General features: G+C 51.3%; 15 protein-coding genes. 6 read left to right on the forward strand and 9 right to left on the reverse strand.

Going from position 1 to position 15315, the window contains the following annotated elements; genetic code table 11:
- Window position 1: 1 nt before the first annotated feature.
- Window positions 2-445, forward strand: a complete 444-nt coding sequence (locus tag C2I18_RS29015; protein ID WP_249899151.1) for a DUF441 domain-containing protein — start codon at window positions 2-4, stop codon at window positions 443-445.
- A 421-nt stretch (window positions 446-866) separates the two neighbouring features.
- On the opposite strand, the gene C2I18_RS29020 is transcribed toward C2I18_RS29015, so the two are convergent.
- The gene (locus tag C2I18_RS29020; protein ID WP_275100948.1) at window positions 867-2615 is read right to left on the reverse strand and encodes an ABC transporter ATP-binding protein; all 1749 of its coding nucleotides are present in this window, start codon (window positions 2613-2615) and stop codon (window positions 867-869) included.
- Between the two features lie 121 nt (window positions 2616-2736).
- On the opposite strand from C2I18_RS29020, the gene C2I18_RS29025 reads away from it, so the two are divergent.
- Window positions 2737-3255: an ADP-heptose synthase gene (locus tag C2I18_RS29025; RefSeq protein ID WP_249902289.1), complete on the forward strand. Its 519-nt coding sequence runs from the start codon at window positions 2737-2739 to the stop codon at window positions 3253-3255.
- 109 nt (window positions 3256-3364) lie between these two features.
- Here C2I18_RS29025 and C2I18_RS29030 read toward each other — a convergent pair whose 3' ends face one another.
- Complete coding sequence (locus tag C2I18_RS29030) at window positions 3365-3682, reverse strand: HesB/YadR/YfhF family protein (protein ID WP_249899152.1); 318 nt, start codon at window positions 3680-3682, stop codon at window positions 3365-3367.
- A gap of 528 nt (window positions 3683-4210) precedes the next feature.
- Here C2I18_RS29030 and C2I18_RS29035 point away from each other — a divergent pair.
- The 3 genes from C2I18_RS29035 to C2I18_RS29045 all read left to right on the forward strand — a co-directional run bounded on the left by C2I18_RS29035 (window position 4211) and on the right by C2I18_RS29045 (window position 9446).
- On the forward strand, window positions 4211-5959 hold the full coding sequence (locus C2I18_RS29035) for an ABC transporter ATP-binding protein (protein ID WP_249899153.1): 1749 nt from the start codon (window positions 4211-4213) through the stop codon (window positions 5957-5959).
- Between the two features lie 33 nt (window positions 5960-5992).
- Window positions 5993-8083, forward strand: coding sequence for an ABC transporter ATP-binding protein (locus tag C2I18_RS29040; RefSeq protein WP_249899154.1), 2091 nt, complete (start codon window positions 5993-5995; stop codon window positions 8081-8083).
- Window positions 8084-8204: 121 nt separating this feature from the next.
- Window positions 8205-9446, forward strand: a complete 1242-nt coding sequence (locus C2I18_RS29045) for a winged helix-turn-helix domain-containing protein (protein ID WP_249899155.1) — start codon at window positions 8205-8207, stop codon at window positions 9444-9446.
- Window positions 9447-9642: 196 nt separating this feature from the next.
- Here the strand turns inward: C2I18_RS29045 and C2I18_RS29050 are convergent, their stop codons facing one another.
- The 5 genes from C2I18_RS29050 to C2I18_RS29070 all read right to left on the reverse strand — a co-directional run bounded on the left by C2I18_RS29050 (window position 9643) and on the right by C2I18_RS29070 (window position 13484).
- Window positions 9643-10107 (reverse strand): hypothetical protein, encoded by a 465-nt coding sequence (locus C2I18_RS29050; protein WP_249899156.1) that lies wholly within the window; start codon window positions 10105-10107, stop codon window positions 9643-9645.
- Between the two features lie 26 nt (window positions 10108-10133).
- Window positions 10134-10844 carry a hypothetical protein gene (locus tag C2I18_RS29055; RefSeq protein ID WP_249899157.1) on the reverse strand — a complete coding sequence of 237 codons (711 nt, stop codon included), beginning with the start codon at window positions 10842-10844 and terminating at the stop codon, window positions 10134-10136.
- Window positions 10841-11803, reverse strand: coding sequence for an ABC transporter ATP-binding protein (locus C2I18_RS29060; RefSeq protein ID WP_249899158.1), 963 nt, complete (start codon window positions 11801-11803; stop codon window positions 10841-10843). Before C2I18_RS29060 ends, C2I18_RS29055 begins: the two co-directional genes overlap by 4 nt.
- Window positions 11804-12011: 208 nt before the next feature.
- Complete coding sequence (locus C2I18_RS29065; protein ID WP_249899159.1) at window positions 12012-12359, reverse strand: four-helix bundle copper-binding protein; 348 nt, start codon at window positions 12357-12359, stop codon at window positions 12012-12014.
- Between the two features lie 93 nt (window positions 12360-12452).
- Window positions 12453-13484, reverse strand: coding sequence for a CobW family GTP-binding protein (locus C2I18_RS29070; RefSeq protein ID WP_249899160.1), 1032 nt, complete (start codon window positions 13482-13484; stop codon window positions 12453-12455).
- A gap of 183 nt (window positions 13485-13667) precedes the next feature.
- Between C2I18_RS29070 and C2I18_RS29075 the strand changes: the two genes are divergently transcribed.
- On the forward strand, window positions 13668-14189 hold the full coding sequence (locus C2I18_RS29075) for a MogA/MoaB family molybdenum cofactor biosynthesis protein (protein WP_249899161.1): 522 nt from the start codon (window positions 13668-13670) through the stop codon (window positions 14187-14189).
- 90 nt (window positions 14190-14279) lie between these two features.
- Here the strand turns inward: C2I18_RS29075 and C2I18_RS29080 are convergent, their stop codons facing one another.
- Window positions 14280-14477: a hypothetical protein gene (locus C2I18_RS29080; RefSeq protein ID WP_249899162.1), complete on the reverse strand. Its 198-nt coding sequence runs from the start codon at window positions 14475-14477 to the stop codon at window positions 14280-14282.
- A 99-nt stretch (window positions 14478-14576) separates the two neighbouring features.
- Window positions 14577-15179, reverse strand: coding sequence for a DUF1349 domain-containing protein (locus C2I18_RS29085; protein ID WP_249899163.1), 603 nt, complete (start codon window positions 15177-15179; stop codon window positions 14577-14579).
- Window positions 15180-15315: the final 136 nt, after the last annotated feature.

Genomic DNA, 15315 nt, shown 5'->3' on the forward strand with positions numbered 1-15315 from the left:
AATGGATATTACCTCCCTTCTATTGCTTGCACTCGCCGCACTCGGTATTGTCAGCAATAACTCACCGGTAACCATCGCCATGGTGTCGCTGCTGCTGCTTAGAGTACTCGGGCTGCAGCAGGTCTTTCCGTGGCTGGAGAAGTACGGATTGACCATCGGGATCATCATCCTGACCATCGGCGTGATGACTCCGCTCGCCAGCGGCAAAATCACGCTGCAAAGCATCTGGCAGTCCTTTTTTCACTGGAAATCGCTCGCCGCGATCGGGATCGGCATTCTGGTTGCCTACCTGGGCGGACGCGGTGCCGTGCTCATGGGCAGCCAGCCTACTGTCGTCGCCGGACTTCTGATCGGTACGGTCATCGGTGTGGCCGTCTTCAAAGGCGTACCGGTAGGTCCGCTTATTGCAGCCGGTATTCTCTCACTGGTGATTGGCAGAGGCTAGTCCCACATCACTGTAAGACAGGCAGTCCTATAAGCTCAATCAAGAGCTTGGGGACTGCCTGTTGTTGTTTCTAGGTTTAAGTTATCTGCCGTGTTATGGAAAGTTGGCTTAGGGAACGTGTATAAATCGAGCGAAGCGGATTTTCTCCATTTAATTCTCCGAAAAATACCGGTATCAGAATACTAGCGGGAAAAAGTCCGCTTATACGTGCCAGATTTGTCACTAAAGGTTATTATCCGCCAGAATAGCTGGAGAATTTCCAACTAAAAATTATAAATGACGAATAAGGAAAGGATTAGATGGAGTAATTCCATCTAGACTCTATAGGTCTGCAGCAAATAATCCCAGTCCGCTGTGCACTCGACCTCTTATCAATAATCGAAAAAAGACAGCCCTAAAGGCTGTCTTCAGTATATCTATTCTATCCGTCCAGCCGCTGCACATTAAACAAACGCGCATAGCTGCCCTCCAGCTCCATAAGCGCTTCATGCGTACCGCGCTCGGTAATCTCACCATTCTCCAGCACCACAATCTGATCGGCATGGGTGATGGTAGACAAGCGGTGGGCTACGATCAGCGTGGTGCGTTCTGAGGACAAGGACTGCAGCGACTGCTGGATCAAATGTTCAGACTCCAGATCCAGCGCAGATGTCGCTTCGTCAAGAATCAGTACCTTCGGGTCCTTCAGGAATACCCGTGCAATCGCTACACGCTGCTTCTGGCCGCCAGACAGCTTCACACCGCGTTCGCCGACTTCAGTATCATAGCCGTCCGGAAGCTGCATAATGAAATCATGGGCATTGGCTGCCTGGGCTGCCGAAATGACCTCCGCATCGCTGGCTTCCGGATTACCGAACAGGATGTTGTCACGTACAGAACCGCTGAACAGGAAATTGTCCTGCAGCACCATCCCGACGGTCCGCCGCAGGCTCTCCTGAGTCAGGCCCCGGATATCCTGCCCGTCCATGAGCAGGCTTCCTTCACTGATATCATAGAACCGCGGAATCAGGCTGATCAGCGAAGACTTGCCGCCCCCGCTCATCCCGACAAAAGCCACCGTTTGCCCGGGTGAAATGCCCAAATTAATATTTTTCAGCACCCAATCATTCTCATCGTTGTATTTGAACCATACGTCCCGGAACTCGATTGCCCCCGAAGGGTTTGCCAGCGGTTTCGCACCTGGTCTGTCGACGATATCATAGGGTTCATTCAGCAGCTCCATCACCCGCTCCAGCGAGGCGGAAGCCTGGGTCAGAACGGTCGAAGAATTGATCAGACGGCGCAGCGGCGCATACATCCGGTCGAGATAACCGAAGAAGGCCACAAAAGTACCCAGGGACAAATTACCGTGAATCACCTGATAGCCGCCGTAACCGATGACAAGGAGCGGGGCAATATCCGTCAGTGTATTGATAATCGCAAAGGTGACGGCGTTCCAGCGGGTCTGGGCCATAGCTTTATCGAGGAATTTGCCGTTGATGTCCTGGAACTGCCGCTGGTCCACCCGTTCCATGGTAAAGCTGCGGATAATCGATATCCCCTGAATCCGCTCATGCAGATAGCCCTGGATCGCTGCCAGCGCCTGTGAGCGGTCCTTGGTCAGCACCTTCAGCCGTTTATAAAGCACATTTACGGCGATGCCGTATAACGGCAGTATGGCAATCGATACAAGCGCCAGCACCGGATTCAGGTAGAACATAAAGGCCAGTGCAAACACAAGCGTGAACATATCCAGCCAAACGTTCATCATCCCGACTTCCACCAGATTTTTCGACTGCTCTACGTCGTTGATGAATCTGGAGATGGCCTCACCAACCTTGGTGTTCTGGTAATACCTCAGTGACAACCGCTGCAGATGTCCATACAGCTTGTTGCGCATATCAAAAAGTACGCGGCTTGTAATGAGCTGGGCAAAATATTGGCGGAAATACTCCACCGGTCCTCGGACCACTACGAACAGCACCAAGGCGCCGCCAAGGACAAGCAGCAGCTTGGAGACTCTCTCCGCAACGGTAAGCACCGAGTTTGCAAGAAGATCATCCACCACATATTTCAGAATAAGCGGCAGCGTCAGGGGAATGGTGAATTTGATCATGCCGATAATCAGGGTCAGCACAATCCATTTCATGTATGGACGGACAAAAGTAAAGTAGGATTTCCATTGTTTCACTGAAAGTTACTTCCTCTCTCTCCTGAATGACTGGGTACTGTTGACATTTGGGCTCCACAATGTTTTTATATTTTTAAGTCCATATGTACGATAGCAGTACCCGAACTTCAGGAGGATAATGATGTCTAGACAATTTGTAACGGAAGCAGTTATGATGGCGATTTACGGCCAGCTTCTTTTACCGCAAAGCCCTGTGGAATATATAGTGCCGTACACCAGCGTCATGGAATTGTATGAACTGCGGGACAGCGATGAACCTTTGATGAACCGGCCTGACGATGACAAGCATGTCAAGTCCAAGATCCGCGAGCTGATCGACTATTTTGAAGAACCGCTCAATTCCAAGAAGATTAACCGCTGCCTTGCAGTCCCATGGGCGAAGAGCTCCGGCATCCTGCTTGGCGGCGGGCAGGCGCGGATTACCATAATCAACAGCGTAGATACTGCTGCATACGGTGAAATGTTTGATCCGATCGAAACCGAGCTGCTGCTCTCTTCCCAGCGGGAGAAGGTACCGGTCCTGACCGACCAGTTCGAGCTGATCCAGCGGATTATCGAAGGGGGAATTCCTGTTCAGGTCTACGACATTGATGACTTCGATTTCGCCATGGAGGAAGAACCGTTCCGCAGCTCGCACTAGCTAATACATTATACCCCTTTATTTTCAATTCCAAAAAGCCCTGCCTCCCGGCAAGGGCTTTTTTTGGTTTTTTGAAATACTCCGCCGTTATAGCCGCTGACCTGCAGTATTACTTCTGCAAGCCTTCCTTTACCGGGAGCGGCTCATAGTTATATTCGATATCGTCTTCCTTCTCGGAATAGACAATAGACAGACTATAGCCTTCCATATACCACAGGTCCTGTTCTTCCATATAAAAAATTAATCCTTCCTGCTCGGCGGTCACCGCCGGCCGGCCCGGCGGTTCGGTGGCAATGCCCAGCGAAAAACCGGGATGCAGTCCTCCGCCCGAGCTGTAACGGGGAAACAGCCGGATATGGTCTCCGGACTGCAGCGTAAGCTCTCTCTTGAACCAGGCGGCTGCTTCCGGGGTAATTAACATCTTCATTCTAATCAGCTCCTCCTGTTTTTCTTATCATTTTTCTTATCATACTGTAACAAAGGCGATTATCCAAACCGCTATGGCGTCTTTTATCATACAGCTAATTCGTAAATTATTCAAAATTACATTTGACATTTCTTAAGTCATGATGATAAACTCTGAACAGAAGTCAGCGTTGCAAGTAATTACCAAAATTAATGAAAGGGTGATCTCGGTGCTTAATTTAGTTGATGTGAAATTTTATGATCTTGTCGGCAGCACTCCACAACTGAATACCGAAGCAGCCCAAGTAGTGGAAACCATCTGAGTCATCATGCGTGTTACGCGTACATGTTGATGACCAGGTTCTGAAAGTTCTCCAGTTCACTGTGCTGTTCTTTAGCACCGTGACCATGATAGCCGCTGTATATTACAGGCATATCATCCGCTCCCGGATGGTATGCCTTTTTGTATGCTGTTAAGAGCTTCCGCTACCCTGCAAGTAATCTGGCCACTGCCCGACAACCAAACCAAATCGAAAGGTAGGGATTCCCCTTGTTCTCCGTTCTCCGCAATCTCGGCTGGTTCTTCCGCCGGGAGAAAAAGCGCTACGCTGTAGGCTTAATTTTGTTAATTTTAGTTGGGGTGCTTGAACTGCTGCCCCCCCGTCTGCTCGGCAATGCCATAGACGATATTGTACAGGGGTCTATAACCGTCAGTTCCCTTATGATGTACATCGGCCTGATCATTTTCTTTCTGATTATTATTTATTGGATTACGTACATATGGATGCACAAACTATTCGGGGGCTCCAACCTGGTGGAGCGGCTGCTGCGTTCGCGCTTTATGGACCGCCTGATGACGATGACTCCGTCCTTTTTTGAACGCAACCGGACTGGTGACCTGATGGCAAGAGCTACAAATGATATCCGTTCCGTATCAGCGACTGTTGGCTTCGGGATGCTCACGCTGGTCGACTCCACCATCTATCTCACCGTTGTTCTGCTTGCCATGGGTATTCTGGTCAGCTGGAAGCTTACCCTCGCAGCTGTGCTGCCGCTGCCGCTGATCGCAATCGCCATGATCTTTTACGGCAAGGCCATTCACGACCGGTACAGCCTGGCTCAGGATGCTTTTGGCGATATGAACGACCAGGTGCTTGAATCGGTATCCGGTATCCGGGTCATCCGTGCTTATGTGCAGGAACGTCTGGATGAAAAACGGTTCTCCGACATCACCGAAGATGTATACCGCAAAAATATGGCCGTCGCACGCGTCGATGCCTTTTTCGAACCCACCATCCGCTTCTGTGTCGGGCTCAGTTATATCATTGCGCTTACTTACGGTATTTTTCTTGTGATCCGCAATCAAATTACCCTGGGGGATCTTGTCTCCTTCAATATGTACCTCGGGATGATCGTCTGGCCGATGTTCGCCATCGGTGAGCTGATCAACATTATGCAGCGCGGCGGGGCTTCCCTTGAACGGATCGATGAAACACTAAATTCCCTGCCTGATGTCCAGGACGACCCACACCCGACTCCTGTGGCCCAGCCGTCCACGATTGAGCTGAAGGATGTAACCTTCCGTTATCCGACATCAACCATCGACAATCTAAGCGGAGTGAGCTTCTCCCTCTCCAAGGGCCAGACGCTCGGCGTAGTCGGACGGACCGGCAGCGGTAAATCCACGCTGCTGAAGCAGCTGCTGCATGAATATCCGACAGGTACCGGGGAGATTACAATCTCCGGCGTTCCGATTGACCGGATTGCCCTGGATCAGCTGCACAGCTGGATGGGTTATGTGCCGCAGGAGCAGATTTTGTTCTCCAAATCCGTGCGGGAAAATATCCAGTTCGGTTATGACAATGCCAGCGATGAACGTATTATGAAGGCCATTACGGCCGCTGCTTTCCAGAATGATCTTGGTACACTGTCAGACGGTCTGGATACAATGGTCGGTGAACGCGGCGTGTCCCTCTCCGGCGGCCAGAAGCAGCGTGTCTCCCTGTCCAGAGCGTTTATTTCAAACCCGGAAATTCTGATTCTGGATGATGCTTTGTCAGCTGTTGATGCACGCACCGAAGCACAGATTATTGAGAATATCCGCAAGGAACGTGCCGGCAAGACGACTCTGATCTCTACGCACCGCCTCTCTGCCATCGAACATGCCGATCTCATTGTCGTGCTGGATAACGGACATATTACCGAACGCGGAACCCATGAGGAGCTGCTGCAGATGAACGGCTGGTACCGCGAGCAGTTTGACCGCCAGCAGGTGGAAAATAACCTTACAAACGAATAATTTCTCCGCACAAACCTTTAGGAGGTGTCAACCTTGACACAAAGTACAGGCAAACGCCTGCTGCAATATGCACTGACTGCCAAAAAAACCTTTATCGCAGCCCTGCTGCTGCTTACGATCGGAGTGGCGGCTGAGCTGGCCGGACCTTTTATCGCCAAGAACATGATCGATAATCACCTGCTGGCGATTGAAAAGCCCTTCTTCGTCACCACGGCTTCCTCTGAGGATGCCGCTGAATATAACAACACCCTATATAAACGCGGAGACCGTTTTGCTGAAGGTGAGGCCAAGGGCCAGGAGGTCCGCCTGCTTCAGGTGGGACGCAGCTTTTACTTCATTAATGAGCCTGTAGCCCAGGCTGAAGGCAAACGCACTTTCTCTGACGGAATGGTGCATATCAAATTTGGTGAAACCGAGTCCGTCTATCCGGCAACCAAGCTGTCGGCGGGTGAGCTGTATGGCTTTTACAAGCCGGAGCTTCCAGGCATTTATGAGCTGGTCGGGCTCTATGCTGTATTTCTGTTCATCTCCATTCTGGCAGAATTCGGCAAAACCTACTGGCTGCAGTCTTCAGCCAACCAGGTGATCCGCAAGCTCCGTACCGACGTGTATGCCCATATCCAGCGGCTGCCGGTTTACTTTTTCGACAATCTGCCGGCAGGTAAAGTGGTGTCCCGGGTTACCAATGATACGGAGGCGGTTAAGGATCTGTTCATCGCCGTACTCTCTAATTTCAGCACAGGGATCATTAACATTATCGGGGTCTATGTTGCCCTGTTCCTGCTGGATGCCCGGCTGGGTCTGGTCAGCTTGTTCATCGTTCCGATTATCATTGCCTGGATTGTGCTGTACCGTAAAGTGGCTACCAAATACAACACGATCATCCGTTCACGCTTGAGTGAGATTAACGCGATTATTAATGAATCGATTCAAGGGATGTCCATTATCCGGATTTTCCGCCGCCAGAAGAGAAGCAGTGAAGAATTTGAGCAGCTGAACGATGACTATCTGAAATACCAGAACAAAATGCTCAATCTGAACGCCTTTACCTCACACAACCTGGTCAACATTCTGCGGAATGTCGCTTTTGTGCTCGTGCTGTGTTATTTCGGCTTCGGCAGCATGAACGGCTCTACCTTTGTGTCGCTTGGTGTACTGTATGCATTCGTCGATGTACTGGGCCGTCTGTTCCAGCCGATTACCGGTATGGTTAACCAGCTGGCGAACCTGGATACCTCCATGGTATCTGCCGGACGTGTCTTTACCCTTATGGATGAGCCAGGTGAGCCGGTAACCGATGGTTCCATGCCGCGCTACAAGGGAAATGTGGTCTTTAAGGATGTATCTTTTGCCTATAAAAAAGACTTCGTCCTGCGCGATATCTCCTTTGAGGCCCGCCCGGGCGAGACCGTCGCACTTGTCGGACACACCGGTTCAGGAAAAAGCTCGATTATCAATCTGCTGTTCCGGTTCTATGATCCGCAGCGCGGCAGCATCACGATTGACGGCCAGGAGGTTACCAAGCTTCCGAAGCAGTGGCTGCGCAGCCATATGGGGATTGTCCTTCAGGATCCATATCTCTTTACAGGGACGATCGCTTCCAACGTCAGTCTGGGGGATGAACGGATCTCCCGTGAGCGTGTAGAACGGGCGCTTAAGGAAGTCGGTGCGGATAAGCTGCTAGCCCATCTGCCCCAAGGCTTTGACGAACCGGTTGTGGAAAAAGGCAGCACGCTGTCTGCCGGACAGCGCCAGCTGATCTCTTTTGCCCGGGCATTGTCCTTTGATCCGGCGATACTTATTCTGGATGAAGCGACATCCAACATCGATACCGAAACAGAGAGCATTATCCAGAACGCGCTTGAGGTCCTCAAAAAGGGCCGGACTACCTTTATCATCGCACACCGCCTCTCTACCATCCGCAGTGCCGACCAGATTCTCGTCCTGCATAAAGGCCAGATTGTAGAGCGGGGAAGCCACGATGAGCTGATGGCGCTCGGCGGACGTTACTTCCGGATGTATCAGCTGCAGCTTGGCGCTGGTGCCGGAGGCGGAGCAGAAGGATCTGCTGCCGCAACCAGATCTTCGGCTGCCGGACTTCAGCCGTCTATGAAACAAATTTAAGGATTTTACAGTCTGAAAGCCCTTCGCCGTTATTAGAACGGCGGGGGCTTTTTCTGTCCTTGTATACAGAACATCAGTTCCGTATAATGGAATCTAATACATAAGATTGGAGTGAGCGGCATTGGTTACCTATCAGATCAGCAAGCAGCAGGCCCGGCTGTTTTTGCTGCGCCACCAGAGGCTGGTTAACGGAGGTTTGGCTGCCGGGAAGCAGAGTATTTATGAATTTGTCCGCCATGCAGGCTGCATTCAGTATGATCCGCTGAACATTGCGGGACATAACCATGAGCTGGTGCTTCAAGCCCGTGTCCCCGGCTTCGTTCCCGAGCTCGCCTCTGAACTGCTCTATAAAGACAGACTGCTGATCGACGGCTGGGACAAGAACATGTCTATTTACTGCACAGAGGATTGGCCTTATTTCGCACGGCGCAGAAAGCTGACTGCGGAACGCTACCAGCAGAACGAAGCCCTGAATCTGATGGCCGCCACCATCCGTGAACAGCTGATTGTGCGCGGGCCGCTCTCCTCTATCGATCTGGAAGGCAAAGAGAAGATCAACTGGGCCTGGGCTCCTGCCAGATTAACCAGGGCAGCCATGGAGAGCATGTACTTCCGGGGAGAAATTACTGTACATCACCGTGTGCATACCCGCCGCTATTATCATTTAACGGAGAAGCTGCTGCCGGAGAAGCTGCTGGCATCTGAAGATCCCAATGTGACAGAAGAGCAACACCACGACTGGTATGTGCTCCGGCGGATTGGCAGCATCGGGCTGCAGTGGAACAAATCCGGGGACGGCTGGCTTGGCATACACGGTCTGAAGAGCAAGGAGCGTACAGCTGCAGTGCAGCGCCTGCTGCTGAATGACAGCATCCGCGAGGTACGGGTTGAAGGCGTGAAGCTTCCGCTGTACATGAGGACAACGGATGCCCCGGTACTGGAAGGTGTTTTATCCGAAGGGGTTGCTGGTGAAGCTGTACCGGGCAGTTATGCCGCCGCCCTGGCTCCGCTCGATAATCTGCTGTGGGACAGGGAGCTGATTCTTCAGCTGTTCAACTTCCAGTACCGCTGGGAAGTGTACAAGCCCGCTGCTCAGCGGGAATACGGGTATTATGTGCTTCCGCTGCTGTATGCTGACCGCTTTGTGGCCCGGTTTGAGCCGGTGATGAACCGGAAAACCGGAATCCTGACGATTTCCCGCTGGTGGTGGGAACCGGGAGAAGCGCTGGATGCAGACATGATTCCTCCGCTGAGCAGGGCTTTGTCCAATCTGGCCCGGTGTACAGGAGCCTCCGCTGTGCATTTTGCTCCCGAGGTCATTAAGACATGCGGTCTACTGGAGCTTGCGCAGGCAAATTCCTGAGTTTGGCGGTTAACGCAGACCGCTAAAACGCAAAGACCCTCAGTTCAGCCGGATATCCGGCTGCTTGAGGGTCTTTGTTCTGGTCATTGTATCCTTGTACTGCTAAAGCTTCTTCACGATATAATCGATAAAGCCCTGGCGGATCTTTTCTCCATTATAGAAGCGTTCAAGTACCCGGTCTTCTTTATACAATCATTCATTTATAAGTCCCCTCCTCAAGTCCGAGCTTTGTATACATTTCCGTGCAATAGCTCTGCAGCTTGATTTCAAGGCTTCTGGCTTTGTTCTTAAAACGCTTCAGTTCGCGGATCATATGGGCTCTGCCGGCGGGAGTAAAGGTCTCCTGAATCCGTTCCTTGAAATAATCATGGACAATATGATTGCGCTGTTTCCAGACAGCCTGCAGCTGCTGTGTCTCTTCCTCCGAGAATGGAAAATGATGCTGGATTTCTTTGATGAGCTGGCCGAGTGAATTGCTGAGTTTGCGCTGATACAAATCTGCCAAATCCGCTTCTGTAGGGGTTTTGCCCTGAGACAGCTTCGTAAGCAGGAGCAGATTCGTCAACTGCTGCTCCAAAGCCTGACAATAATAAACGGCCAGACCGAAATAAGCAAATAACTCTTTGGATTGTTCACTCTCCGGTACTTGTGTATCCTTCATCTTTCCTCCCCTTACTTTTCTTTATATTACATGCTTTTGTTAAAATCCTTCCGGCTGGTGCGCAGCAAATACATTCCGGCCAGTAATGAAATGTAGATCAAGGCATGCAGCGCAGCGCCCCAAAAGGCCGTGTCCGCCGGACTGTCCCCATGCATCATTTCCTCCATCAGGCTTGAAACCGGAGGGAGCAGCACTTGGACAAAAAGTCCCGGGACAAACGAAGCAACCTCTGCGCCCCCAATGGAGAGTATGATTACAATCATCATCAGCCCTATTGCGTAGCTGTGTTTTGGAATCCACGAAGCCTGCAGATACAGTGAAATGACAACCCCGAGAAGACCGCACAGGAAGTGTCCGGTTATAGCCATTACGAGCTGATTCATGCCTGCCGGACCGTCAAAACTGCCTGTGACTAACGGATACAGGACAATAATCAGTGTAAACGACAGCGTTAAAATGATAAGTGTCAACAGCTCCCCGAAACTATATCTGACAGCACTCCGCATATGCACGGCTGAGACCTGCCGCTGCACCGGCGGCTGATGATTCAGAAAGCTAAGCCCCAGCCAGGCGCTGCCCGCAAACAGGATGACTGCCGTTGCTGCATAGCTGCTCATTACAGGGTTCGGGGTATAGGAATACAGAATCAGCACTGGTATCAATATCCCTGCCATAGGCGCAAAATACCGCTGAGAAGCGCTGTAGCTGCGGAGCAAATAGACAATGAGCGGCATCATGTGTATCCACCCTCCCGTGCTTTTACCGGGTCCATCCATTGCCGGAGACGGTTTAAGCCGCTGCTCGGTTCTACTGAAATAATAGAAGAGCCTGTGTCCAGCAAATATCTGAGATATACATCACTACTGGCCGATTCAACAGATAAACCGGTACATTTTGCCCCTGAGTCATCAATACATTCCTCTAAAGAAATGAAGCCGGGCATGGCTGTTATTTCATCGGTGTCCCATCGCCCGCTTGTAAATACTATGTATGTGGAGGGCTTATCGCGCAGCTTACCCCGGTCTGTAATTTTCATTACCGTTCTCCCGTGCTGCAGCACATGGACACTGTCAGCCAAAGCTTCCACACACAGCGGCTCATGCACTGAGAACACCATAGCTGTTCCGCCCTGTTTTAACTCCAGAAGAATTTCAAGCAATGTCTGCTGTGAAGGAAGATCCAGGCCTGACATCGGTTCATCAAGCAGCAGCAGCTGAGGCTTCCGGATCAGGCTTTGGATTAGGTTAACCTTTTGCAGCATGCCTTTGGAAAAGTTGTACATGGAAGTGTCCCGGTACGGACTAAGTTGAAAAGCTTCCAGCAGTTCCGTCACCCTCTGCTCAAGCAGATTAGACGCCATTCCGCCGATCTCACCCATACTGCGCAGATATTGCACAGGTGTAAATTTTAAGGAAGGGAAAGCTTCCGGCGCATAGCCGATAACAAGCCCGGGCCTGCTGCACAGCCTTCTTCCTGAGGTCGGTTTTATCAGTCCGGCAAGGATGGAGAGCAGCGTGCTTTTACCGGATCCATTGCGGCCAATTAGAGCAACGGCCATTCCGGGATTTACTGTCAAAGAAAACTCCTGCAGTACCGGCTGCCTGTTATACCGTTTGGTGATCTGTGACAGTTCAATAACCGGAGCAGCTGTTACGCCGGAAGACATCATGTCTTCACCAGTCTTTTCAAGCCTCATCCACTGGTATCCCCCTTACTTACAAACCCCTGATCGGGCATTCAATCCGGAATCAAGACTAAGCTCTAGTATACTATTCGCCGGCGGCTAGCCTTTTCCCTCTTGCAACGGTCTTCACAATCCTCCAAAACAAACAAAAACCAGATCACCTCAGTAATTCACTGCGGCGGTCTGGTTATGTATAACTGGTTAACAGTTATTGTTACAGTTACGCGTATACCTCCACAGCACCGCTGATCAGACGGCAGGCCATAGCAGCACCGCGGCAGGCCTCAATACATTCGTGGCAGTGCGTGAGCTCATGGCGGCTGCTCTCTTCTGCACAGCGTTCACAAATCTCAGCACACAGGCGGAGAATTTCAACGACAAACGGACTTTGACGTGTCATTGCCTGGACGGCGAAAGAACAGATATCTGCGCATTCCCGGTCCAGCCGGATGCTCTCCCGCAGTGATGCCAAATCATATTCTTTCAGGCTCGAGACATAACTATAGTTACAGGCGTTCATTGCTTTAATACAAGCGTCGATGCACTCCTGATATTGAATTCGGGTCATAGCCTAAAACCTCCTGCAATTTTTATAGGGTATGCCTATGTATTAACCTGCAAGAAAAGGAACGAACCAATGCCGCTGATAGGGGAATTCTGGTTATAGACTTCTTTTCACTGAGCCGGGTCGGCTGTACAGCCGCTTTTCCAGCTGCAAAAGACGGTCGCGAAGCTCGCCGGACGAGAAGTGTTCACCGATAAATACCGCCACATCAGGCACCTCTCCCTGAGGGTTAATTTTCATAAAATCAGCTTCCCTGTAGGCATATTGAAACAGAAAACGGCCGGTAGTATCGTTAAAGGTGACGATTCCTTTAGCCCTGTATACATCCCTCGGCAGCTCCCGGACAAACTGCTCAAACTCCTCACTGTTCACGGCCCGCTTAAAATAGTGGGTATACGCCATTACATGATCATGTGTATGATGCATATTCCCGGTTTGACCGGCTCCATCACTTCCCTCAGCGGCAGCTACCTCCGGAATCACTTCATGATCTGCTTCCAGAGAATCAGAGTACACCGTTCCCATACTGCCAAGCAGCTCCCGGGGATCCAGCTCACAGCGTACAGCCGGTCTTATCTCTGCATAAGCGTTCCATTTGCGCAGCACGGCCGTAATTTCTTCTGTTTCCGCTTCGGTAACCCGGTCGGTCTTGTTCAGAATGAGCACGGAAGCGCAGCGGATCTGTTCCTGCATCAGCCTGTAGGTGGCACCCTGCTGGGAACGGTACAGCTCCAGAAGATGAGCCGCATCCACAACGGTGATCAGCCCTTTCAGCTCAATCTGCTGGTAGAGGGAAGTCTCGGTGACCGCATCCACAATTTCCAGCGGATTAGCCGCTCCGGTAGCTTCAATCACTACAACATCCGGCGATTCCTGCTTCACCAGCGTCATCAGCTCCGTGCTGAGATCCCCGCGGCTGGTGCAGCAGATGCATCCGCCCAGCATTTCCGCCATAGGCACAGATTGCTCTACAAGCAGACCGTCGAGATTAACCTCGCCAAGCTCATTCATGACTACCGCAGGTCTAAGGTTCTGCCCTTTCCAGTAGTCCAGCAGATGCTGCAGCAAAGTGGTTTTACCGCTGCCCAGAAATCCTGATAATATGTAAACCGGTAATGACTGTTCCAAGTTTCATCTCTCCTATGTTGAACGGTTATGGTAGCGAGTGTACTACAAGTGGGCAACCCATGCAAGGCAGCTTAACCGGCGTTAGCCAAACGCCGCTGCAGGGAGGTCTGGCTTGTGTTTGTCCCGCCCTTCACCTATCATGAGGAGAGGAAATTGTTACCTTACCATTGATAAAAAGGAGCCATGCCGATGTCATCCGTTGATGAACACCGCAGTGAAGCGCCGCAAACCGTGGCTTGTCATGTAATCACTGTATCCGACACCCGAACCATGGAGACTGACACCGGAGGTGCACTGATTATCTCCATGCTGGAAGAAGCCGGCTATGTGGTCAGCGGGCGTACGATCGTCAAGGACGATTATGAGGATATCCGCGAGCTGGTCTATAAAAGCTCCGTAGATTCCGGTATAGAAGCCATACTGCTGACCGGCGGTACAGGTATCGCACCCCGGGACACGACTTATGAAGCCGTAGCCTCCCTGCTCGACAAGTCCATGCCTGGCTTCGGAGAGATTTTCCGTTATCTCAGCTACACTGAGGATATCGGTTCGGCTGCTATTCTCAGCCGTGCTATAGCCGGTACTATAGGCAATACCGCCATATTCTCCATGCCAGGCTCTACCGGGGCGATTAGGCTTGCCATGAGCCGTTTGATTGTTCCCGAGCTGCGTCATGTCATGCGCGAAATTTACAAGCGGTCCTGATCTGTGATAAGAAAACAGCAAATAGCCCCCTATATCCCCTAACCTGCAAAGGGCGCAGGAAAGAGGAGCACAGGGGGCTATTCTGCGTTATTAGTGGGAATGGCTGCCCATATGCCCCAGAATACCGTTAAACAGCGACTTTACTTTGTCGGATAATTTACTCTTCTCCTTGTGCATGGAGGTGTAGGCGAGATTCCCTACCTTCTCTTGCCGCGGCAGCCCTGTTCCAGCGGTTAAGGTTACCGTAAGCAGCGCGGCCACTAGTATTCCTGTTAAATAACGTGTCATCTGCTACACTCCTTTCAGTTCATCCAATGGAATGCAATTATTCATAGGATGGCTGAAAGTTATAAAAGTATGCAGGTCGAAGCTGAAGACACCCTCACGTTACAGCAGCGGAGGGTCAGTATGCACGTCAAGGTCAGGCTCAGTCCCAATCCAGCGTGTAAAAACAACCGTAAACCCAGCCCTTGTAGGCGCACAAACCAGGGGGCCGGCCTGTACATTCTCTCTATAAGGAAAACGGGCAACCCGGATCGTCCGCCAGGGATGAGATTCGGTTCTTGCCCTCAAAATCACTGCGTCTTTCATCCGCGATGCCCGGATGGTAACGACCTCCCCTGCCCATTCCGGAACAGGCGACAAAGACCAGTCCGAATACTTGTCCGTCACTACCGCACCGATATGGGGCACGCCGTCATTCAGCTCAATCCCTGCCTTGATCCACTCTGTTTCGGAATGCCACAGCATCATTCCCGCCTGATCGTACAGCTCTGTAAAGCCGTCCAGTGAAAAGCTGACTTCAATACCTTCCTCCGCCGCCCAGGGAGCAAGCAGTGCATGACCGTTATCATGCTGAAATCCGTACATGGTCTGCTGCCAGTAGTCGCTTCCTTCTACTGCCTCAACGACCAGGGAATCTCCCTGAACTGTGCAGGATTGCGGCTCATGAGTCCATGTTCCCTCTTGCCAGCGTTTTACCTTTGGCATACGCCACCTCTTTTCAACTTTTATTACTCACTCAAGAGAATAATTCCATATCGTAACTATCATAATGCGGCAGCGTCCTGTGAATCAACCAGGGGATGAAGAAGTGGGAGTCAGGCATACAGAAGAACCCGGCAGA

Origin of the sequence: Paenibacillus sp. PK3_47, assembly GCF_023520895.1 — a bacterium.
Classification (GTDB): domain Bacteria; phylum Bacillota; class Bacilli; order Paenibacillales; family Paenibacillaceae; genus Paenibacillus_AQ.